Here is an 18,447-nt window from a genome sequence, read left to right as displayed (position 1 = left end):
TGCTTCCTAAGGGATATGAAGGTGGATCCGGCCATCGGCATCGATGACCTGCTGAATTTTGGGCTGAGGCTTCTCAACGGGCTGAGCAGCAACCGCTGGAGCTTGTAATTTCTTGGAATCGCCGTACTTCTTGCCGACCTTATAGACATAATCGATCGTCTCCGGGTAGGGAGGGATCCATCCATGCTTTTTGACGGCTGCTTCTCCCGCGTTGTAAGCGGCGAGCACCAGGCGATCATCATCGAACTTGGTTTTGAGATAACGGAGAAACTTGACGCCTCCCTCGATATTCTGACGGGCATCGAAGGCATTGAGCACGCCCAATTGCTTTGCAGTGGCCGGCATCAGTTGCATGAGACCCATGGCTCCCTTGGGAGAGAGTGCGTATTGGTTGTAATTACTCTCCACCTGGAGGACGCTTTTCACGAGTAAGGGGTCCACGCCGTGATTGGCGGCGCTTTGCTCGACGAACTCGTCAAAGTCAGCCCGGCCAGTTGCAACCGGCTTGGCGGGACGGGTGGCCGCGGAGGATTGTGTGAAGGCTTCGAGCGAGGGCACTTCCTTCGGCAGGATCACTTGGGAACGAACCAAACGGCCGCTTCCGCGATCTACGCGTACTATAGTACGAATCGCCGCTGCGTCCACTCCCCAGCCGGGAAGACCCGCAAGGCAAAAGCACGCTACGCTGAAACAAAAGCGGCTCATTTTATTCCTCCTCATCATAACCAAAAACTCTTTTTGAATCAATGAATTACTCTCCAGCCTTCATTCCGTACCGCGATGTGCGAGCGTATTTGCTTGCCGGAGGAGCCAGCCGGCGCATGGGGACCGACAAGGCCGTCCTGCCATTTGAAGGGCAACCGCTGCTGCTGCATCTGGCGAAAGTACTGGCTTCCGTGGTGGCAGATCCGCGGCTTTTGGCCCCAGCCGGACGGTACGAACAATTCGGTTTGCCAGGGCTCGAAGACCGCCGGATGGGCTGCGGACCGCTAGCGGGAATTGAAACAGCGCTCCTCGATTCCGATTGCGAATGGAATCTCATCCTCGCTTGCGACATGCCCTTTGTCACTGCGGAGTGGCTCACTACGATGATCGAGGTGGCACTTGCCAGTGAGGCGACAGTCCGCTGCATTTGTACGGGCGAGAATCCGCTGTTGGCTCTGTGGCGGCGGAGTGCTCTTTCTGAGGTGCAGGGCGCGCTGGATGCAGGAAATTTCCGGCTCCGTGATCTCTTAGAGCCTCTGAACGCGAAAAAACTCATTCCCCCAGACCCGCAAATCTTGGCAAACTGGAATCGTCCCGAAGACTTGCCTGGATATCCAAGCGAAGGAAAAGCGAATTTTGAGCGTTGAAGGCTTCCCCTACTACATTGAGTTCCGGCACGTTTTTAAGACGTTCGATCGGCCGATTTTAGTCGACACAAATTTTTATGTTCCTGCAGGAGAAACGGTCGCCATTATCGGACGCAGCGGTGTGGGCAAGTCCGTCAGCTTGGCAACGATCATGGGCTTTCTCAAACCCGACGAAGGGCGTGTCATTGTCGGGAATCGGGATATTACCTTCTTTGATGAAGCAGAATTGCGCAAAGTACGGAAGAAGGTCACGATGGTGTTCCAGTCGGGGGCCCTTTTTGATTCCCTGACTGTTGGCGAGAATATTCTGTTTTCGCTCGAGTTGCGCGACGACTACGACATGCAAAACAAAGAGGATGTGGTGGACGGTCTCCTCGACATGGTGGAACTGCTGCCATATAAGGATTCCTATCCGGCCGATCTTTCTACCGGACATCGCCGTGCTGTGGCGATTGCACGGGCGCTTGCCGCGCAGCCGGAATGCGTTCTCTACGACGAACCGACAACGATGGTGGATCCGATCATGGCGCATCATCTCGCGATGTTAATGTTGCGGCTGAAAATGCAGTTGCGCCTGACGAGCGTTGTGGTGACTCACGACCTCGAGTTAATGCGTACGGTGGCCGACAAAGTCGTGTTTCTGAGCGAGGGAAAGGTTGCTTATTTCGGTCCCGTCGAAGGGCTTGAGGAATGTAACGACGAGCTGATCCAGGAGTTTTTAAAGCTGGACCGGATCAGCTAGCCGTACGAGCTTTCCACGTCTCAAAGGCAACTGGGAGAACGGAGAGGACAAGAATCAGCAAAATGACCTTGTCGAAGTACTTCTGGATGATCGGAATTCCACCGAGCAGATAGCCCATCGTGGTGAAGAGCAGAACCCAGCCGATGCCACCAAAGATGTTGAAGGAGAGAAAGCGGCGGTAGCTCATTCGGCCCACTCCCGCCACAAAAGGCGCAAAGGTGCGGATGATGGGGACAAAACGAGCGTAGATGATCGTCTTTCCGCCGTGCTTCTGGTAGAAGGCTTCCGTCTGCTGGAGGTACTTTCGCTTAAAGAGGCGGCCGTCGGGCCAGCTGTAGACGGCCTTTCCAGCCTGATGCCCCAGATAGTAGCCTGTCGCATCGCCCACGATGGCCGCGACGATCAACAAGCTATTGACAAGCAGGTAGTCGAGCTTTTCGGCTCCACAGAGCACACCAACGATGAACAAGAGACTATCGCCGGGGAGAAAGAGCCCGATAAGCAGTCCGGTCTCCGAGAAGATGATCGCGAAGAGGGCCAGGTAGCCAGGCCATCCGGTGAGCGTGCTCTCAAAGAGAGCACGCAACTTCTCGGCACTGATCAGGGTCTTGATCAGCTCAATCAACTGCTGAATGGAGTCCATCAGTTGCTGTAGCTCTGCGCGATCCGTTTCTTTGCTGCTTCGTCGATTTTGATCTGACCGTCGCTAATCATGCGCTTGACCAGAGTTTCTTCAAAAATATCGGCACGCTCGGCGGCCTTGCGGTTCTTGACGATGTTGACGAACTCAGCGCGGCGCGGCGGGAAGAGATTCATGTCAGCGGGCTTGTGTTCGATGACTTTGACAAAGAAGAACTTGCTGTCCACCGAGATTGGGCCCAGCAATTCTCCGGTCTTCTTCTGGAAGGCTTCTGCCAGCGTCGAGGCTGGGCCGAGACCATCGGCAAAACCCTGACGGTTGAATTCCTGAGTGGATTTCACAGGGGTACCGAATTCCTTTGCGATCTTGGCGAGATCGCCATCGGCGGTCTTCATGAGCTCTGTTCCACGATTGCGGAGATCGCTAACCTTCTTGTTGGAGGCCGCAATGCGAAGGTTCGCCATGATGACGTTATGAACTTCAGCGAGGGTGGCTGGGCGCTTCGGGATCACCTGATCGACCGAGAGGATGATGATCCGATTGGCGTCGATGGTGATGGGATGTGTGAATTCGCCGACCTTCAGAGTGCTTACGGCTGAAAAAACTTCCGGCTTGGCGCCTATATTTCCGAGGGGCATGTCCGAACTTTTGTATTCAAACTTGACGGCGGGAATGTTGAACTTCGCCATGGTTTCGTTCGCGCGCTTTGGGTTCTTCTCGAGGTCGCTGTGGAGGTCGTCGGCAAACTTGCCAACGCCGGCGCTGCTCTTCTGGCGCAGAATGTCGGCGGTGAGGGGAGCCTTGATCTCCTCAAAGGTGCGCAGGCCTGCCGGTTGACGTTCCAGAACTTCAATGATGTGGTAGCCAAACTCGGTCTTGATCGGGGCGCTGATGGTTTTCAGAGGACCGACGAAGGCGTAGTCGTCAAAGCCTTTGACTGTTTGCCCGCGGGTGATGAAGCCAATGTCGCCACCATTGTCCTTGGATCCAGGATCTTCGCTGTACTTCTTGGCGAGGTCTTCAAACTTGGCGCCGGCTTTCAGTTCTCCAGATACCTTGATAGCGAGCGCCTTCATTTTGGCGTCTTCGGCCTCTGGTTTTTCTTTGGTTTTGAACAGGATATGACGGACGTGCGAGCGCTCCGGCATCCGGAAGTTCTCGAGGTTCTCGTTATAGGCACGCCGGACCTCGTCTTCCGTGACTTCCATCGAGGCCATCACCTTGGCCGTATCGATATTGTACAGGGTGACAACACGGGATTCCGGAACCGTGTAAGAGGCCTTGTTCTTGTCGAATTCAGCCTGGACGTCGGCTTCCGTGATCGAGATTGTCTTGCCGATTTCCATCGGGTCGAGCACCGTGTATTCGACCTTGATCTTCTCTTCAGCGTCGCGGTAGGCATCTTCCACTTCTTTGGGCGTAGCGACGGCGCTCATCAGAATCAGCGTACGGAGGCGCTGGGTCTCGATGTCCTTCTTCATGCTGTCTTCAAACTGGGCTACTGTCAGGCCCGTCTGCTTCAGCATCTGCTCGTACATCTGGCGGCCGACAAACTTGCCATCCTGCCAAAGGGCCGGAACATCCTTCTGAATTTTGAGCGCAACATCCTGATCGGATGTCCCCATACCGGCTTCTCCGGCGTAGCAGGCAACACCCTTGACGGCAACATACTGATCGACGAACTGCGGAATGAAAATGGCAGCGCTCTCGGGCGGCAGCGATTGCCTGTTTAGCATCTGCTGCATCTTCAGTCGGACTTCCCGGCCGGTCACCGCTTCTCCGCAGACCTTGGCAACTGTTTCTTCCCCAGTCTGCCCCCCGAAGCCACCGGAGCCGAAGCCCGGGATGAGGGTGACGACCATGGATAGGGCTACGAGCCCGAGCAGGACTCCAAGGACAATACGCAAATTAGTATCTTTGCGCCGGAACAGATCAAACATGAAGACTCCTGAACTAAGTACGATTTGGCGGGAGAATGCCGCTAGCTTGCCGCTACTGGCAAATGCACCTAAAATTATAGCGAATCAGAGCGGCGCGCACCTCAAAAGGGTAGACGGAGAAGGGGAGTAGTTTGGGAGCAAATCGATACGCAGAGTTGCGGGAGAACTATCGGCAGGGGGGATTGCTTGAAAGCGAGGCGTTGGGGGACCCGATTGCGCAGTTCCACCGCTGGTTCGACGAAGTGCTGGCGCAGGGAGTGCTTGAGGCGAATGCGATGAGTCTGGCCACCGCATCGGCGGCTGGCGTACCGGATGTCCGGATCGTATTGCTGAAGGCCCTCGATGCGCGCGGCTTTTGTTTTTTTACGAACTACGAGAGCCGCAAGGGCAGGGAATTGGCCGAAAATCCCCAGGCGGCGCTCTGCTTTCATTGGAAAGAATTCGAGCGGCAGGTGCGGGCCGCAGGGACCGTGGAGAAGCTATCAACGTCAGAAAGCGCAGCGTATTTTACCCAACGGCCGCGAGCCAGCCAAATTGGGGCCTGGGCGAGCGCACAATCGCAAGTGATTGCCGGCCGGGAAACTCTTGAGGCTGCGCGGCGTCATTATGAACAGGAGTTCGTCGATCAGCTTGTGCCGATGCCTCCATTTTGGGGTGGTTATCTGTTGCGGCCGATCGAGTTTGAGTTCTGGCAGGGACGTCCAGGACGGCTGCATGACCGTCTGCATTATCATCGTCGGAGCGACAACACATGGCAAATCCAGCGCTTATCCCCGTAGTTCTGCTTCTCGCACAAAGCGCAGCTCCTGCTCCGCAATTGTCGGAGATTCTGAAGCGGATTGAAGAACGATACAACAATACGAAGACACTGAAGACCGACTTTCAGCAGACTATGGCGGTGGCCCAGGGGCGCACGGTCAGTGAGAGCGGTGTGCTCTATTTGCGCAAGCCGGGCCAGATGCGCTGGGAGTATGCACAGCCCAAAGGCAAACTCTTTCTGACGGATGGCAAGCAGATTCACTATGTCACCCCGGCGGCGCGGCGCGTAGAAGTGAGTGCGATGAAAGAGTCGGAAGATCTGCGGGCGCCGCTTGCCTTTCTTCTGGGCAAGCTGGACTTCTCAAGAGACTTCCAGCGCTTCGAGTACAGTGCCGTGGGCACTCAATGGAAGATCAAGGCGATTCCCAAGAGTCAGAAATCGATGTTTGAGTTTGTCGAGTTTGTGGCCGGCGCCGATGGCTTTTTGAGCGTTGTGACGGTTGCCGGCAAGGACGGCTCGACGATGACCTATTCGTTTGCGAATGAGCAGCGCAATCTGCCACTCGCCTCAAAGCTGTTTCAGTTTGAGGCCCCGGAGGGATTTGAAGTCGTGAAGTTGCGCGGCGAGCTCTAAGGGAGCTTGCCCGCTTCGACGAATTCCACCCAGCCGTCCATCATTTCGGTGCGTGTATGTTCGCCCCACCGAACCGTTTTTGCCGGATCGGGATTGGCTCGATTATTGGCGGAGTTGTCGAACCAGGACACGATGCGGATGACCGAGCCCTTCGGCAAACGGATGGGCGCTTCAAGACGGTACATCTCCTGCCAATCAAAGTTGTAATGCGGGACGTTGAGCAACATCTGGCTGCTGCCATCGGGGAGACGGGCATCGATCTGGAAGGCCTTCCCCCGGTAATGCATATGACCCAATAACGAGAGGACTTCAATGTCTTTGCTGGCGGTGACGCATGCCGTCACGCGATGATTCTCGGCTCCGGGCGGAATCTCAAAATAGAAGTTCGATGCCTCAAAGCGCTCGATCTCCACTTTGGGGGGGCCGGGGGCATAGGAGAGACCCACCATGCTGCGGTCCCGCTCTTCTTTGCCGGTGACCTTCGAGTAGTGGATGTCGAAGAGGAACTTGCTGCCAGCAGGAATTTTCTTTGCGACATGGAGCGGCCATTGATCCGGACTCATGCCAGGCACAAAGGATGCGAGCAGGGTGCGGGTTTCACCGTGAGGACGGCCGATGATATATCCGCCATCGGGATGGGAACAGCCGTCATCTATGACGGGTGCGCCGGGGCGGATCACTTGCAGCCCATCCTCTTTGACAAAGGGACTGGGCGCCCGGGGACCAGTCGAGGGCGCAGGATTGGGCGTGATGAGAAAGACGTGAGCGTGATGAACCACGCGACGATTCCCGGGTCTGAGTTCGACGGCCTTAACCCAGAGGTCGCTCTTGATTCCCGGATCGACCGTAATTTTGACGTACTCATCGGGCCCTGTTGGGGAGATGACCCGCTCTTCGGGAAGGCGTACGACGAGGTCGGGTTGGGGAATCACCCAGCCTTCGGCGAAGGTCGGCGTGGGGGGCGTTCGTTTGGGGTCGCCTTCGGGCGCTCCATTTTTTGCCCAGGCCAGGATACGATCGATGTCTGCTTGCGGGAGCCTGCGGTCGTTATGAAACTTGCCGACCTTCGGGTCGGCATCCCAGGGTGGCATCTTGCGCTGGGCGACGCTGGCGGCCAACGCCTTGGCCCAGGGACGCACTTCTGCATAGCTGCGCAGAGGCATCGGGCCGATTTCGCCAGGGCGATGGCAACTGACGCAATGTTGATTCAACAGAGGCGCAATGTCGGTGCTGTACTGCGGGACGGCAGCCTGCAAGGCCAGAGCGGCCAGAAAGAAACTAAGGGTGATCGACGGTGTCATTCAGATTGGGATTGAGGACTGGGATTGGAACCCCGGCGCCATCCGTATATTTCGTTGTGGCTGGCGTCATGGAGGCCGCCCACTCTGCCTTGTTCTTGATCAGGCGGAAGCTGACAAAGTTGAAGCGGCAGGCCTTGCAACGCACTTTTTTGGCGCCGAGGCCTGTCAGTACTCGCCAGATCAAAGGGATGTGGTAGTAAGTCTCGTCCCAGGTACTGAGCTGGAGCCGGTAGCAGCGCGGGCAACGGGCATAGAACGACTCTCTGAGATGCCAGAGGCTATGACGCCAGCGGTGCTGGCAATCAATACACCTCATCGTGGGCATCCCAAAGAGATCTAATGCCTGTTCAATCCTATTCCTCCAACGTGACATGCGAACATTCGTACTAGAACATCCGGGACAGGTCACTTTCATCGGATTGCGTCGCGCCATAGGTACTACCTCCATGGTAACCCGACGGACAAAATATTAAGCTTCGTTCTCAAGCTGCTGGAGAATCGCGCGGATGTAGCCGTAGGCAAACGCAAAGGCCTGGAATCCCCGGGTATCCCCCTCAATGTGGGGGACATGATCGGGCATCAACATTCCGCTGTAGCCAACCTCTTTATACACGCGAGCCGCCTGAATCATATTGACATCGCCGTCATCAGGGCAGGTCTCCTGGAAGTCGAGAAAGCCGCCGCGGATGTTGCGGAAGTGAACATTGAAGATCTTGTTCCGCGTGCCAAAGTAGCGGATGACATCCATGATTTCCTTAGCCGGATTTACGAGCATTTCGCTGATCGTACCCTGGCAAAAATTTAGTCCATGATAAGGGCTTTCCTTGATGCTGACGAACTTCTTGAGCCCGTCCACACTGCCAAGAACGGTCTCCACGCCGCGCCAGCCCTTGCCCTTGGGCATTCCCGGGTCATGGGGATGGCAGCAGATTCTGACCTTCTCTTCGGTGGCCACGGGGACGACTCGCTCGAGGAAATAGGTGATGCGTTCCCAGTACACGTCGGCTGGTACAGGACCCGCCTCGGTGAGCGCTGGCTCCTGCTTGGCGCCGGCATACTTAAAGGTACTGAGTTGGGAACCACCACGGCCTTTGGACGGTGCTGTCCGCACGACACCGAGGATGCTCATGTTGTACTTCATGGCTGGGATTCCAGCCTTCGCGCAGTTGCGAATCATCTTACAGATGTCTTCGATCGACTTATCGCGCTGCGGGCTCTCACCCTTCATGATGTCGGGGTATTCGTGCTTGGTGATGTAGGCGGAGCTCAACGGGAGCGGGATCATATCGAGCGAAATGCCATTGGCTTCGACGCGCTCCCGGAGTTTAGTCAAACTTTCCACGCTCCAGTTCGCATCGTAGCTTCGCGAAGGGAGAGTGGCGCAGATGTTAGAGACTCCGAGGCCGCTGAGAATCTTGAGATAGGCTTCATCGGAGGAATTCTGGGTGCCGAGCTTGGGGCGGCCCTTGCCCTTCTTCCCGATCGGGGCGGCAACTGGCGGAACGGTTGGCTTCCAATCTGGAGCAACTGCAGCAGGAGTGGCGTTAGCACCAGCGGTGAGACCGGCAGAGCCAGCGACGAGAAACTCTCTTCTCTTCATAGCGGAGAGTCTATATCGATTGGGGGCCGCTGTGCACTATGCAGTTAAAGAATTCTTGAGATCGGCAGCAAAGGAGCGGAGTTTTTCAACTTCTTCGGGGGCGGCCGGACGCTCGAAGCCCCGCGCGATGAAGAAGGCGGTTTCGCCGCGCCAGACCAGTTGCGCCATGCCTTTTTCGCTCAGAATCCCTGGCGCTCCGATGTTGCCGAACCCTGTTTCCCGGCGCTCGACAAGGGCGATGAAGCCATCGCGCTCAAAGACAAAATGCTGCGTCAATTCGACGGTGGGGAGCAGCTGGATGTTGGCCGAAGCCAGACGTTGGAGGATTTGCTCCATGGCTACATCTTGTAGCGGCCGAAGTCTTCCTCGTTCAGATTCTCGAGCCAGCGGCGCAGTTCTTCGCCTTGGCCTTTCTCTTGCGAAGAAGACATGCGCGAGTTCTTGAGAACATTTTCATCGACGTAGATCGGCGAATCGGTACGCAGGGCGATGGCGAGTGCGTCGCTGGGACGCGAATCGATGCTGATGAGCTGGCCGTCTTTTTCGAGCCAGATGACAGCGAAGAACGTGTCGTCCTTGAGATCGCTGACGACAATACGATTCACCTTCGTATCCATGCCCTGTAAGAGGGTACGAATCAAGTCATGCGTCATGGGACGCGGCGTATTGATCTTCTCGATTTCGAGTGCGATTGCGTTTGCTTCGTAGACTCCAACCCAAATGGGAAGAATCGTATTGCCGGAAAGATCGCGCAAGACAACAATTGGCATTTGCGTTACGGGATCCATCATCAGCGTGCGGATCTTCATTTCAACTTCCATCTTTTTTGCGCGCCCCTTCCTATTTCATTACAGCAGACCTGCCGCGTGGCGTAAGCTGCCCGAAAGTAGAGGACTTAGGATAGGACTGCTTCTCCGGCCAGCGAATTCGGGCCGGCGCGGAGCACGCGTACGTCGAGATAGCTTCCTTCGAGGGTATGGCCTTCCGCAGGCGCGGGCACCACGGGATGGCTGAAGTTCAACGTCTTGAATTGCGAAGTCTTACCGATCCATTGCTGCGTGGCGCGGTTATAGCCTTCGACGAGCACTTCTTCAACACTGCCGATGTAATTGATGTTGCGGGGCAATTGGATCTGGCGCTGCCGCTCCTGCACCATAGTCAGGCGGCGGCTCTTCTCCTCTTCGCTCATGTGCTCGGTGTACTGGAGCGCTGGCGTATTGGGACGTTGGGAATACTTGAAGCTGAAAACGGCGTCATACTGCACCGTGTCGAGCAGTCCCAGAGTTTTTTCGAAATCGGCCTCGGTCTCGCCAGGGAAGCCGACGATGATGTCGGAGGTGATGGCGATGTCGCGCTTGGCAGCCTTCATCCAGTCGATCTGGCGCAGGTACTCATCGCGGGTATAGAGACGGCGCATGCGGTCAAGGATCTCAGTTGAGCCGCTCTGGACCGGCAGGTGGATGTGATTGCAGAGGACCGGATTCTCGTCGATCGCATGGACAATGTCGCGGACAAAATCGCGCGGGTGCGAAGTGGTGAAGCGAATACGCTTGAGTCCCTGCACCTCGCCTATACGGCGCAGCAACATCGCGAAATCAAGGCCGGCGTCCGAGGGGTCGCGGTAGCTGTTGACGTTCTGGCCCAGCAGCGTGATCTCGGTGTAACCGTTCGCGGCCAGCTGGCGCGCTTCTTCGAGAATGCCGGCACTGGCCCGGCTGCGCTCGGGACCTCGTGTCATCGGAACCACGCAATAGGCGCAGCTCTTATCGCAGCCCTCAATGATAGTGAGAAACGCCTTGTGCGGGTTGTCCCGCTTGGTGAACGGGACTTCGAAGGTGTCCTCAGTATCAAGACTCAAACCGGTGACCCGGCGGGCGCCCGCTTCAATCTGCACCAGCATCTGCGGCAGTTGGTTGTAACTTGCCGAGCCTGCAACCAGCCCGACATGGGGGGCCCGGTCGAAGATCTTCTCGCCTTCCTGCTGGGCGACGCAGCCGATGACGCCCACCACCTTATCCTTGCTGCGCTTTTTAAACTCGTTGAGGCGCTGGAAGACTTTCGCCTCTGCTTTGTCGCGGATGCTGCAGGTGTTATAGAGCACCAGGTCGGCATCGTCAGGGAGTTCCACTTGCGAATAGCCCTTGTTTACCAGCGTGCTGATCACTTTCTCGGAATCGTGCACATTCATCTGGCAACCGAAGGTTTCGATGTAGAACTTTTTCATACTAGGCCCAGATCCCATTATAGAGACTGCACCGATTGCGCAGCTCTGCCGATAGATTTAGCGTAAATGCATATGCGGTTCGCTACGGTTCTTCTGCTTGCCTGCGCCGTTTTCGGTCAGACCTATACCTACGATTCGGATGGAAAGCCCACCGTACTGCCCGCAATCCAGGAGACCCGCAAACGGAAAGTGGTGGAAGACGGGCCGAATGGCCGCGTGGTGGAAGAAACGGTCGAGCGGCGCGATGCGGCGGGGAACCCTCTTCCTCTCGAGAAGTTGCGGATTGTCGAGCGTAAGGGGGCGGATGGGGCCAATGTGGTTGAAACCACTACCTTTCGGAGCGATTTGAATGGCCGGCTCGCTCCAGCGGAACGGAATCTGGTCTCAACGCGGCAGCAGGGCGAACTGACTACAACCACGACGACCTTGGAGAAGCCGAATCTGAACGGTGGCTTTGAAGCGGTAGAGAAAAGCGCATCGCAGACGATGAGTGCCGATGGGCGGCAGACGACGAATCGCTCGGTGTATTTGCCGGACGTGAACGGGAATTTTGTTGAGGCGATTCGAGAGCGGAAGGAACAAGTTCCGGACGGAAAAGCAACGAAGGAAGTGACGCAGGAGTACCGGAACGCGGCCACTGGCTCGATGGAATTGAGCGGGCAGCGGGTGACTGTTTCGTTCCCGAATCCTGATGGATCCACCACCAGCGAAATTACGATCTATGGGGTGGCTGCTCCGGGGCGTCCAGCGGACGGCCAGATGCATGTGCGTGAGCAACAATTGGTGACTCTCAAGCCGACGGCGAATGGTGGGGCGGTTGAGAGCTTGAGTATCCGCCGTCCGAATCTGAGTGACGACAAGATGGGCGCGTATCAGAAGATCTCGGAAAAAATCCTGCCGCCCGCCAAGCCTTAGCGGTGGCCGAAGTACATCAGCCAGCCAATGCCGAAGAGTGCGAGGACAAAGGAACCAAAGCAATAGGCGGCGTAGCGGATCTGGTCCTGCTTGCCGGTTTTGCCGGTGATGCCGAGCGCGACGCTGGTGAGTAGCGAGAACAGAATCGCCATCTCAAAGTGGGATAAGGCCATTTTGGGCATCGTGGGATCTCCTAACGCTTCCGTCCGGTAGCAATTTCGAATACGTCCACCATGGCAAGAACATTGATCAGGCCCGCGCCGACCAGGAACTTGGTGCCGTAGTCGACGACATGTCCGGCGACATCGGGAGCGTTGTAATTAAAGGCTTTGGCGAGAAAGTACAAGCCGCCGGTGGCCAGATTGCAAACGAAGCCACCGCAATAGATGACCGTCGTCAGCAAGTCGCCGGTTTGCGCCTCAAAGAAAGCGCCCCGCATCAACAGCCCGAGCAGGAACATCAGAAGAGAAGCGCCACCCATGAGAGCCCCGCGTACCGGGCTTTTCAAGAAGAAATAGCCAGATCCGGGCGCGATCCAGGTGAGCAGCACCGGGAGCACCCAGCTTTGCGTGGGAGCCGCCGTAGGAACTTCAACTTTTGCTTCAGTGGCCATGGTTGTTCTTCTTCATTGTAAGCGAGGTTTGGGAACACCTAGCCAAATTGCCAGTCGCAGACTAGTCCATTGTCCGAGGTAATTTGCGGCCAAGAAGCGCATCCTAAAATCCTAGGCCACCAGCCTGACAGAGAGTAAAATGCAGAATCCGTTGATCGAACTGAGTCAGACCATTGCTGAGATCGTAAACACCGCCGCCCCCCGGGTGGCCGCCGTCTCATCCCGCCGAAAAGGTTTCCAGAGCGGACTGCTGATTGATAATCACCGAATCGTAACCGTCGATCACGGCGTCGAATTAGATGGGGAGGCTGAAATCCTCCTCCCTTCCGGCGAGGTCACGGCCGCATCCCTCCTCGGCCGTGACCCCGGAAGTGATTTGGCGCTCTTCGGGTTGGAGATTCCCTATATGGATCTCCCGCCGCTCCCATTGGCGGGTGGAGCCACACTGGGTGAACTGGTGATTGGCGTGTCCAGGGCTCCCGACACAGGCCCTCACGCGTCGATGGGTATCCTGAGCTCTCTGTCGGGAGCATGGCGTACCTGGAAGGGTGGGAAAATGGATCACTTCATTCAAGTGGACATCCCAGTAGCGCCAGGTGTTTCGGGAGGGGTTGCGTTGCGTGCGGATGGCTCGATTCTGGGGTTGATGAGTGGCGGATTGGTGCGCGGCGTCAACGTGGTGATTCCGGCATCGAACCTGAATGATTTTGTAACGACCCTCGACCAGTTTGGTGGTGTTTCCCGTGGCTATCTGGGAGTGGGCCTCCAACCGGTGCCGCAGCCTGCCGGGATGATTGTGTTGAATGTCGAGCCCAATTCGCCCTCCGCCCTCGCGCACCTGATGGTGGGTGATGTGATTGTGGCGATTGGCGGGCAACATGCGATCGATTTTGCGGCGATTCAGGAATTTCTCGAGCCGCCGCATGTGGGCAAGCAGGTTCCATTACGTGTCTACCGGGCTGGCCAGGAGTTGGAGATTGTTGTCGAAATCGGACAGCGGCCTTCGGCGAGGCAGGTTGCGTGAGCGGGCCCGGTTTCGGTGAAATTGCAGAACAACTGCGGCGTTCGACGGTGCAGGTCCGGGTGGACGGGGGACGCGCGGGTTCTGGTTCCGGAGTCGTGTGGAGTGCGGACGGAAAGCTCATCTCGAATGCGCATGTGGTGACGCGCGACCGGGTGGAGGTTGAGTTCTGGGACGGCGAGGTGATGCCCGCCCGACTGCTGCGGCGTGATGGATACCGTGATCTTGTTCTGCTGGCGGTGGAGCGGACGGCCATGCCGGTTCCAGCCTGGGCGGATTCTTCGTTGCTCCGCGAGGGGGAGGAAGTGCTAGCGGTCGGAAATCCGCTGGGCTTTGTCGGAGCCTTATCCACCGGTGTGGTCCACGGGCTAGGGCCGCTGCAGGGACTTGGGGAAAAGCATTGGGTGCAAGCCAATATCCGTTTGGCCCCTGGAAATTCCGGAGGCGCTTTGGCCAATTCGACGGGGGCCGTCGTGGGCATCAATACGATGGTTGCTGGTCCGCTGGGGCTTGCCGTTCCGTCGAATGAAGTCGCCGCTTTTGTAAAGCGGGCAGGGCAGCCGGACGAGCCGCTTTTGGGCGTTACCGTTGAGACAGTACCATTACGAGTTGGTGCGCGTCGTGCAGTGGGTTTGCGCATCCAACAAGTAGCGCCAAATGGACGGGCAGATGTGGCGTCTTTGCGACCTGGTGACGTCATAATTGGAATGGACGGTCAAATCTTTTCGTCACTGGATGAGTGGAGTGTCCGTCTGTTGAAAGGAGGGCTTGTGCATCTGGAATTCCTGCGCAACGGAAAGGCTGTGCCGCGGGAAGTTGTGATTGCATTGAGCCCGGGTGCCGAAGGGAGGATCGCTGCTGCCGCATGACACGCGTACGGATTGACGCATCGAACCCTGTTGTAGAAGCGGGTCTTCGGACGTTGTTGGAAGAGAAGGTCGGGTTTCAAGCGATGAAATCAGGCGAGATTGCCGATGTTTTATTGTCGGACCGTCAGTTTGATGAGATCGATAATGATCCCCCGCCGCTACCGGTGGTGTTGTTGACGCACCAGTCGGCGAGTAGTATGCTCCGCCAGGGAGCGCGCGGTGTATTGCCGCCGAACTCGAGTCCGATCGAGATCCGGGCCGCGCTCGAAGCCGCTGCGGCCGGATTGCTGGTTCTGCCTGCGCAGGAAGCCGAGTCCTGGCCCGCCGCTCAGTTGCCGATGAGCGACACAACGTTGACGGCGCGGGAGCGCGAGGTTCTGCGCTTACTTGCTGAGGGGGTAGGGAACAAAGAAATCGCCTGGAGGCTGAGCATCACCGAGCATACGGTGAAGTTCCATGTCAGTTCACTGATGTCAAAGCTGAATGCGGGGTCGCGCACCGAGGCGGTTACTCAGGGAATTCGCCGAGGCTACGTCGCCCTCTAGCGCTTGCAACGAACTTAAAGAACTCTTTTGGCCTCCACCCATTGGATGACTTTCAATTGGTGGAGGCTATGTTGTTGAGGGCATCCGCTGGAGTGCGGCTTCATCGATCAGGACTGTTCAAGACCGCCTCTAGCGGCGAGTCTGGCCGAAGCCGCTCTGGTTATTCTGTCCACCGCCAAAGTTGCCGCCATTCTGATTCATGCCGTTATTGCCAAAGCCGGAATTGCTACCCGTATTGCCCAGCGGGGAGTTTGGATTGATGCCCGATTGTTGGGACTGGGTATTCGATCCTGGACGGCCGCCGCGATCTTTCGCGTAGTCGTAGATAAATTCCCACTCTTCGATGCGATCGCGATCGTTCACCAGCTTGATGCCACGGCCTTCATGCTTGCTGGCCACGCCAGCGATGCCGCCACCGCCCAGTTGCCCATTTCCGCCATTGGCTGCCGGGCCGCTGGCAAGAAAGGTGCCGCTCGGGTTCGTGATCGGCGCATTCGGGTTGGGGCCGAATCCGCCGCTGGTCCCGCCACTTGTTCCGCCGTTATTTCCACTTACGATACCGGGCGGCGGCGTGCGTGGGGTGGTCAAGAGTCCCTGGATGATATTCATCGCAGGATTCAATTGTTCCGGCGTCAGGGGCCGCTGGCCATTGGGTTGGATCATGTGGCCGCCGCTCTGGAGTTGTGCGGCGGCTGCGGGATAACTGGTTCCGACGCTGCCGACTCCACCGACGCCAACACTCCCAGAACCCATACCGCCCGGGGCGCTGCTCCCAGAACCCACGCTGCCGACGCCTCCCATTCCAGCCGGATTGTAATTGTTGGGGTTGCTGACGTTAGTGGGATTGGCGCCTGGATAAGGCGCAGGCACTGCGCTGGGCGGCGCATAAGGATCGGTGGGAGCAACAGCTCCATTACTGCCATTGCTGCCAATCTCAACCGCGCTCGTATCGCTGGCGCGGCGCTTGAGCGCCGGATCGTTCGCGTCGTTCTTAGGCTGTTCCTGGGTGATGCTCGTGGACAGGCTGTTGGTGCCATTGGCGCCATTGGTGGCCGAAGGCGGCTTGATTACCTTCGAGTCCGTGTACTGGCCGCTCGCATTGATATGTACAAATCGCCAATCGTCTTTGCCGGAGAAGGGATCGACGTAGCGGCGGCGCAGGAAGCGCACTCCGCTGGTCTTCTCCAGATCTTCGATTGTGGTCGGGTACTTCCGGAGTTTGCGGTAATACAACTGGATACCCCGCTGGTACTCCTGGCCCCGGCTGAGGAGGAGCTCTTCCTTGGCGCGCTGGCTTTCAAAAACCGCGCGTGGGAGCTCGTTATAGAGCGTGAGGGCGGTGATGGCGGAGAGGACGAAGACAAAGAGCAGCGCATAGCCGCGCTCGGACTGGCGTCGCACCGGATGAATCACCATTTAGAACCCTCCTCCGCTTGGATCTGGCACGATCGGCAGCGTCTGCTGCTGCTGAAACTGCGTATCTTCCATTGTGACGTTCGCCAAGCCGATCCGGATCACCTTATATCGCGTCTTGATGAGTTCGCCTTCCGAGGCGACAATGATCGCCTCGCCGTCGAGGAAGAAACCCCGCTTTGCCGTCGTGCCGCGCGGCGAGGTGGTGAAGCCATAAAACTTGAGCGGAATCGGCGGCGCCTGAGGCTTCTGTACGACCACTTTGGGCGGATCTGGCGGTTTCTCCATCGGACCGTAGAAGACTTTGGGTTTGATGGGTTTTACCGCCGGGATAATCTTGGCGACCGGAGCTCCGGTGCTGGGGATATTCGAGAAATCAAAGAGGCTGCGAGTGCCGCCGCTGATCTGCACCCGTTCGAGGCGCGTGAGCTGGTCCAGACGCAGCGTGGGGTCTACCGTCATCGGGTCGGGCCGGTCTTCAGGACGGGCGGGGCCTACTCGTGGCCGGAATTCCTGGGCTCTCCGGTCTGCCTGCGCGCGTTTCTTTTCCTGCGTGCTCCGGGCGATGTTGGGCGCAACCGGAGTGGGAATGGCTGTGGTGGTGCGCCGTGGGGGCGCGGGCGTATCGGAGCCGCCAGAATAGTTCAGGTAAAGAACGACGGCGAGCACGACACCGAGCGCACCAAGGAACTTCATCTGCTTGGAGCTACCCCCGAATTTCATTTCGAGTCCCATGGCTTAAGTTCCCGGAGTCTCTCTCACGAAGACGTGGAAGCGGATGCTGATGTTGAGGAGCCCGGCGCTTTGCTGCGGTGCAGCCGTGAGGCTCTCGATGATGAGAAAGCGCGGACTGCGGTCCACCCGGTATACGAACTGGATGAGGTCGGCATAGGTGCCTTCGTAGGAGCCGTTGACGGTCATCATCGAAAGGTCCTCTGAGCCTTCAACTGGTTCGAGTGCAAAAGAGTGTTCGCGGGGGTGGATGCCAGCCTGTTTGGCGAGATTCGAAAGCTCGCCAACGATGGTACTGGCCGCCTTTCGCCGCTCCATGAAGTAGGAAGAGAAGAACTTATCGCCTGCGACCCGGCTTTCCTGCACCTTTGCCGCAAGTACCTTCATGCGCTCAAGGTTCGCCGCTTGGGCTGTGCTGCGTTGGCGATCGGTGACATAGCGCTGCTCGAGTTCCGTCAGACTCCCACCGGGAGGAAAGAGCAACATATACAGCGCAATCAGGTTGCCGGCGACGAGGACGCCGAGAATCACGCGCATGAAGACACGCGGATCGCGCCAATCGAGAGCAAGAAGTTTAAGGTTTGGGCGCATAGCTCACGCTCAGTCTGTAGCGGTAAAGGGTTTCATTCTGCGACGGAGGCAGAAAAGTTGTGATGGTGGTGGCGCCAAAGAGCGGCGAAGCTTCCAGACGCATCAGCATATCGATGACCGGTTCGGTGCTCTGCGAGCCGACCGTCATGTCGAGCACCACCTGATTCTGCGGTGTAATCTGCGGCCGTACGCTGACCAGCCGCACCGTGCCCGGCATTACCTTCTCGAGGTCTGCAAAGAGCTGCGTCCAACTGACGGCCTTGCGCGAGATCAGCGTGTTGAGAAAGACGTTGCGATCAAGCACTTCGGAATTCTGCGCCAGACGCAGAACCCCGTCGACTTTTGCTTGTTCGGTTGATTGTACCCGGAGCGCGCGCTCCAGCTTTTCGAGTGCTTCACGCGTTTCTTTGGCCCGCGTGCGCTCCTGCAACACCAGCATCGTCAGGCCCACGAGAGAGCCGGCGAGGATCAGGCCCAGCAGCACAGAGGCCACCAGGATGGCGCGGTCCCGGCGGAAGGGTTCGCTGGCAAGATTGATTGGAATTCTGCCCTGCAT

General features: G+C 57.5%; 23 protein-coding genes. 8 read left to right on the top strand and 15 right to left on the bottom strand.

Features of this window, described 5'->3' with window-relative positions; all coding sequences use genetic code 11:
• Positions 1 to 6 precede the first annotated feature (6 nt).
• Positions 7 to 591 (bottom strand): lytic transglycosylase domain-containing protein, encoded by a 585-nt coding sequence (locus tag M017_RS27330; RefSeq protein ID WP_051669453.1) that lies wholly within the window; start codon positions 589 to 591, stop codon positions 7 to 9.
• A 155-nt stretch (positions 592 to 746) separates the two neighbouring features.
• On the opposite strand from M017_RS27330, the gene mobA reads away from it, so the two are divergent.
• Positions 747 to 1,352 (top strand): molybdenum cofactor guanylyltransferase, encoded by a 606-nt coding sequence (gene mobA, locus M017_RS0102885; RefSeq protein ID WP_051669452.1) that lies wholly within the window; start codon positions 747 to 749, stop codon positions 1,350 to 1,352.
• On the top strand, positions 1,342 to 2,094 hold the full coding sequence (locus tag M017_RS0102880) for an ABC transporter ATP-binding protein (protein ID WP_031495641.1): 753 nt from the start codon (positions 1,342 to 1,344) through the stop codon (positions 2,092 to 2,094). The genes mobA and M017_RS0102880 overlap by 11 nt, the downstream gene beginning before the upstream one ends.
• Here the strand turns inward: M017_RS0102880 and M017_RS0102875 are convergent.
• Both M017_RS0102875 and M017_RS0102870 read right to left on the bottom strand, forming a co-directional pair.
• On the bottom strand, positions 2,087 to 2,737 hold the full coding sequence (locus tag M017_RS0102875) for a VTT domain-containing protein (RefSeq protein WP_031495640.1): 651 nt from the start codon (positions 2,735 to 2,737) through the stop codon (positions 2,087 to 2,089). The two genes, M017_RS0102880 and M017_RS0102875, sit on opposite strands and share 8 nt — an antisense overlap.
• Positions 2,737 to 4,674 (bottom strand): peptidylprolyl isomerase, encoded by a 1,938-nt coding sequence (locus M017_RS0102870; RefSeq protein ID WP_031495639.1) that lies wholly within the window; start codon positions 4,672 to 4,674, stop codon positions 2,737 to 2,739. The genes M017_RS0102875 and M017_RS0102870 overlap by 1 nt, the downstream gene beginning before the upstream one ends.
• Before the next feature lie 131 nt (positions 4,675 to 4,805).
• Between M017_RS0102870 and pdxH the strand changes: the two genes are divergently transcribed.
• A complete protein-coding gene (gene pdxH / locus M017_RS0102865) occupies positions 4,806 to 5,453 on the top strand; it encodes a pyridoxamine 5'-phosphate oxidase (RefSeq protein WP_031495638.1) in 648 nt (215 codons plus the stop codon).
• Positions 5,426 to 6,067: a LolA family protein gene (locus M017_RS0102860; RefSeq protein ID WP_031495637.1), complete on the top strand. Its 642-nt coding sequence runs from the start codon at positions 5,426 to 5,428 to the stop codon at positions 6,065 to 6,067. The genes pdxH and M017_RS0102860 overlap by 28 nt, the downstream gene beginning before the upstream one ends.
• Here the strand turns inward: M017_RS0102860 and M017_RS0102855 are convergent.
• The 6 genes from M017_RS0102855 to miaB all read right to left on the bottom strand — a co-directional run bounded on the left by M017_RS0102855 (position 6,064) and on the right by miaB (position 11,192).
• Positions 6,064 to 7,368 (bottom strand): c-type cytochrome, encoded by a 1,305-nt coding sequence (locus M017_RS0102855; protein WP_031495635.1) that lies wholly within the window; start codon positions 7,366 to 7,368, stop codon positions 6,064 to 6,066. The genes M017_RS0102860 and M017_RS0102855 overlap by 4 nt on opposite strands.
• Positions 7,346 to 7,684 (bottom strand): hypothetical protein, encoded by a 339-nt coding sequence (locus M017_RS26190; RefSeq protein WP_155121197.1) that lies wholly within the window; start codon positions 7,682 to 7,684, stop codon positions 7,346 to 7,348. Before M017_RS26190 ends, M017_RS0102855 begins: the two co-directional genes overlap by 23 nt.
• Before the next feature lie 153 nt (positions 7,685 to 7,837).
• Entirely contained in the window at positions 7,838 to 8,968 is a 1,131-nt protein-coding gene (locus M017_RS0102845) for a mannonate dehydratase (protein ID WP_080507466.1), read from the bottom strand.
• A 36-nt stretch (positions 8,969 to 9,004) separates the two neighbouring features.
• The gene (locus M017_RS0102840; RefSeq protein ID WP_031495631.1) at positions 9,005 to 9,304 is read right to left on the bottom strand and encodes a hypothetical protein; all 300 of its coding nucleotides are present in this window, start codon (positions 9,302 to 9,304) and stop codon (positions 9,005 to 9,007) included.
• Positions 9,305 to 9,306: 2 nt separating this feature from the next.
• Positions 9,307 to 9,789, bottom strand: coding sequence for a bifunctional nuclease family protein (locus tag M017_RS0102835; RefSeq protein ID WP_031495629.1), 483 nt, complete (start codon positions 9,787 to 9,789; stop codon positions 9,307 to 9,309).
• Positions 9,790 to 9,863: 74 nt separating this feature from the next.
• Positions 9,864 to 11,192: a tRNA (N6-isopentenyl adenosine(37)-C2)-methylthiotransferase MiaB gene (gene miaB / locus M017_RS0102830; protein WP_238325792.1), complete on the bottom strand. Its 1,329-nt coding sequence runs from the start codon at positions 11,190 to 11,192 to the stop codon at positions 9,864 to 9,866.
• Positions 11,193 to 11,264: 72 nt separating this feature from the next.
• Between miaB and M017_RS0102825 the strand changes: the two genes are divergently transcribed.
• Entirely contained in the window at positions 11,265 to 12,107 is an 843-nt protein-coding gene (locus M017_RS0102825; protein WP_031495625.1) for a hypothetical protein, read from the top strand.
• Here M017_RS0102825 and M017_RS0102820 read toward each other — a convergent pair.
• Both M017_RS0102820 and M017_RS0102815 read right to left on the bottom strand, forming a co-directional pair.
• Complete coding sequence (locus M017_RS0102820) at positions 12,104 to 12,289, bottom strand: hypothetical protein (RefSeq protein WP_031495623.1); 186 nt, start codon at positions 12,287 to 12,289, stop codon at positions 12,104 to 12,106. The genes M017_RS0102825 and M017_RS0102820 overlap by 4 nt on opposite strands.
• Positions 12,290 to 12,300: 11 nt before the next feature.
• The gene (locus M017_RS0102815) at positions 12,301 to 12,720 is read right to left on the bottom strand and encodes a DUF6677 family protein (protein ID WP_031495621.1); all 420 of its coding nucleotides are present in this window, start codon (positions 12,718 to 12,720) and stop codon (positions 12,301 to 12,303) included.
• Positions 12,721 to 12,859: 139 nt separating this feature from the next.
• On the opposite strand from M017_RS0102815, the gene M017_RS0102810 reads away from it, so the two are divergent.
• From M017_RS0102810 to M017_RS26180, 3 genes are read left to right on the top strand one after another with little or no spacing between them, the layout of a single operon-like run.
• On the top strand, positions 12,860 to 13,744 hold the full coding sequence (locus M017_RS0102810; protein ID WP_031495619.1) for a S1C family serine protease: 885 nt from the start codon (positions 12,860 to 12,862) through the stop codon (positions 13,742 to 13,744).
• The gene (locus M017_RS27325; RefSeq protein WP_051669451.1) at positions 13,741 to 14,610 is read left to right on the top strand and encodes a S1C family serine protease; all 870 of its coding nucleotides are present in this window, start codon (positions 13,741 to 13,743) and stop codon (positions 14,608 to 14,610) included. Before M017_RS0102810 ends, M017_RS27325 begins: the two co-directional genes overlap by 4 nt.
• On the top strand, positions 14,607 to 15,155 hold the full coding sequence (locus tag M017_RS26180; protein WP_035957625.1) for a helix-turn-helix transcriptional regulator: 549 nt from the start codon (positions 14,607 to 14,609) through the stop codon (positions 15,153 to 15,155). The genes M017_RS27325 and M017_RS26180 overlap by 4 nt, the downstream gene beginning before the upstream one ends.
• 129 nt (positions 15,156 to 15,284) lie before the next feature.
• Here M017_RS26180 and M017_RS0102795 read toward each other — a convergent pair whose 3' ends face one another.
• The 4 genes from M017_RS0102795 to M017_RS0102780 are packed head-to-tail and all read right to left on the bottom strand — an operon-like array spanning position 15,285 to position 18,447.
• Positions 15,285 to 16,571 (bottom strand): hypothetical protein, encoded by a 1,287-nt coding sequence (locus M017_RS0102795; RefSeq protein ID WP_031495615.1) that lies wholly within the window; start codon positions 16,569 to 16,571, stop codon positions 15,285 to 15,287.
• Complete coding sequence (locus M017_RS0102790; RefSeq protein WP_238325791.1) at positions 16,572 to 17,291, bottom strand: hypothetical protein; 720 nt, start codon at positions 17,289 to 17,291, stop codon at positions 16,572 to 16,574.
• A 15-nt stretch (positions 17,292 to 17,306) separates the two neighbouring features.
• Entirely contained in the window at positions 17,307 to 17,891 is a 585-nt protein-coding gene (locus M017_RS0102785) for a hypothetical protein (RefSeq protein ID WP_031495613.1), read from the bottom strand.
• Complete coding sequence (locus tag M017_RS0102780) at positions 17,875 to 18,447, bottom strand: hypothetical protein (RefSeq protein ID WP_031495611.1); 573 nt, start codon at positions 18,445 to 18,447, stop codon at positions 17,875 to 17,877. Before M017_RS0102780 ends, M017_RS0102785 begins: the two co-directional genes overlap by 17 nt.

Origin of the sequence: Bryobacter aggregatus MPL3, from assembly GCF_000702445.1 — a bacterium.
In the GTDB taxonomy this organism is placed as follows: Bacteria; Acidobacteriota; Terriglobia; order Bryobacterales; family Bryobacteraceae; genus Bryobacter; species Bryobacter aggregatus.
This window is presented reverse-complemented; position numbering and strand designations above follow the sequence as displayed.

What these genes read in the sequence shown, in the direction of transcription:
- mobA (WP_051669452.1), top strand. Translation starts at nt 747, where the DNA reads ATGAATTACTCTCCAGCCTTCATTCCGTACCGCGATGTGCGAGCGTAT.
- M017_RS0102875 (WP_031495640.1), bottom strand. Translation starts at nt 2,737, where the DNA reads ATGGACTCCATTCAGCAGTTGATTGAGCTGATCAAGACCCTGATCAGT.
- M017_RS0102870 (WP_031495639.1), bottom strand. Translation starts at nt 4,674, where the DNA reads ATGTTTGATCTGTTCCGGCGCAAAGATACTAATTTGCGTATTGTCCTT.
- M017_RS0102860 (WP_031495637.1), top strand. Translation starts at nt 5,426, where the DNA reads ATGGCAAATCCAGCGCTTATCCCCGTAGTTCTGCTTCTCGCACAAAGC.
- M017_RS0102855 (WP_031495635.1), bottom strand. Translation starts at nt 7,368, where the DNA reads ATGACACCGTCGATCACCCTTAGTTTCTTTCTGGCCGCTCTGGCCTTG.
- M017_RS26190 (WP_155121197.1), bottom strand. Translation starts at nt 7,684, where the DNA reads ATGAGGTGTATTGATTGCCAGCACCGCTGGCGTCATAGCCTCTGGCAT.
- M017_RS0102845 (WP_080507466.1), bottom strand. Translation starts at nt 8,968, where the DNA reads ATGAAGAGAAGAGAGTTTCTCGTCGCTGGCTCTGCCGGTCTCACCGCT.
- M017_RS0102840 (WP_031495631.1), bottom strand. Translation starts at nt 9,304, where the DNA reads ATGGAGCAAATCCTCCAACGTCTGGCTTCGGCCAACATCCAGCTGCTC.
- M017_RS0102835 (WP_031495629.1), bottom strand. Translation starts at nt 9,789, where the DNA reads ATGGAAGTTGAAATGAAGATCCGCACGCTGATGATGGATCCCGTAACG.
- miaB (WP_238325792.1), bottom strand. Translation starts at nt 11,192, where the DNA reads ATGAAAAAGTTCTACATCGAAACCTTCGGTTGCCAGATGAATGTGCAC.
- M017_RS0102825 (WP_031495625.1), top strand. Translation starts at nt 11,265, where the DNA reads ATGCGGTTCGCTACGGTTCTTCTGCTTGCCTGCGCCGTTTTCGGTCAG.
- M017_RS0102820 (WP_031495623.1), bottom strand. Translation starts at nt 12,289, where the DNA reads ATGCCCAAAATGGCCTTATCCCACTTTGAGATGGCGATTCTGTTCTCG.
- M017_RS0102815 (WP_031495621.1), bottom strand. Translation starts at nt 12,720, where the DNA reads ATGGCCACTGAAGCAAAAGTTGAAGTTCCTACGGCGGCTCCCACGCAA.
- M017_RS0102810 (WP_031495619.1), top strand. Translation starts at nt 12,860, where the DNA reads ATGCAGAATCCGTTGATCGAACTGAGTCAGACCATTGCTGAGATCGTA.
- M017_RS26180 (WP_035957625.1), top strand. Translation starts at nt 14,607, where the DNA reads ATGACACGCGTACGGATTGACGCATCGAACCCTGTTGTAGAAGCGGGT.
- M017_RS0102795 (WP_031495615.1), bottom strand. Translation starts at nt 16,571, where the DNA reads ATGGTGATTCATCCGGTGCGACGCCAGTCCGAGCGCGGCTATGCGCTG.
- M017_RS0102790 (WP_238325791.1), bottom strand. Translation starts at nt 17,291, where the DNA reads ATGAAATTCGGGGGTAGCTCCAAGCAGATGAAGTTCCTTGGTGCGCTC.
- M017_RS0102785 (WP_031495613.1), bottom strand. Translation starts at nt 17,891, where the DNA reads ATGCGCCCAAACCTTAAACTTCTTGCTCTCGATTGGCGCGATCCGCGT.
- M017_RS0102780 (WP_031495611.1), bottom strand. Translation starts at nt 18,447, where the DNA reads ATGCAGGGCAGAATTCCAATCAATCTTGCCAGCGAACCCTTCCGCCGG.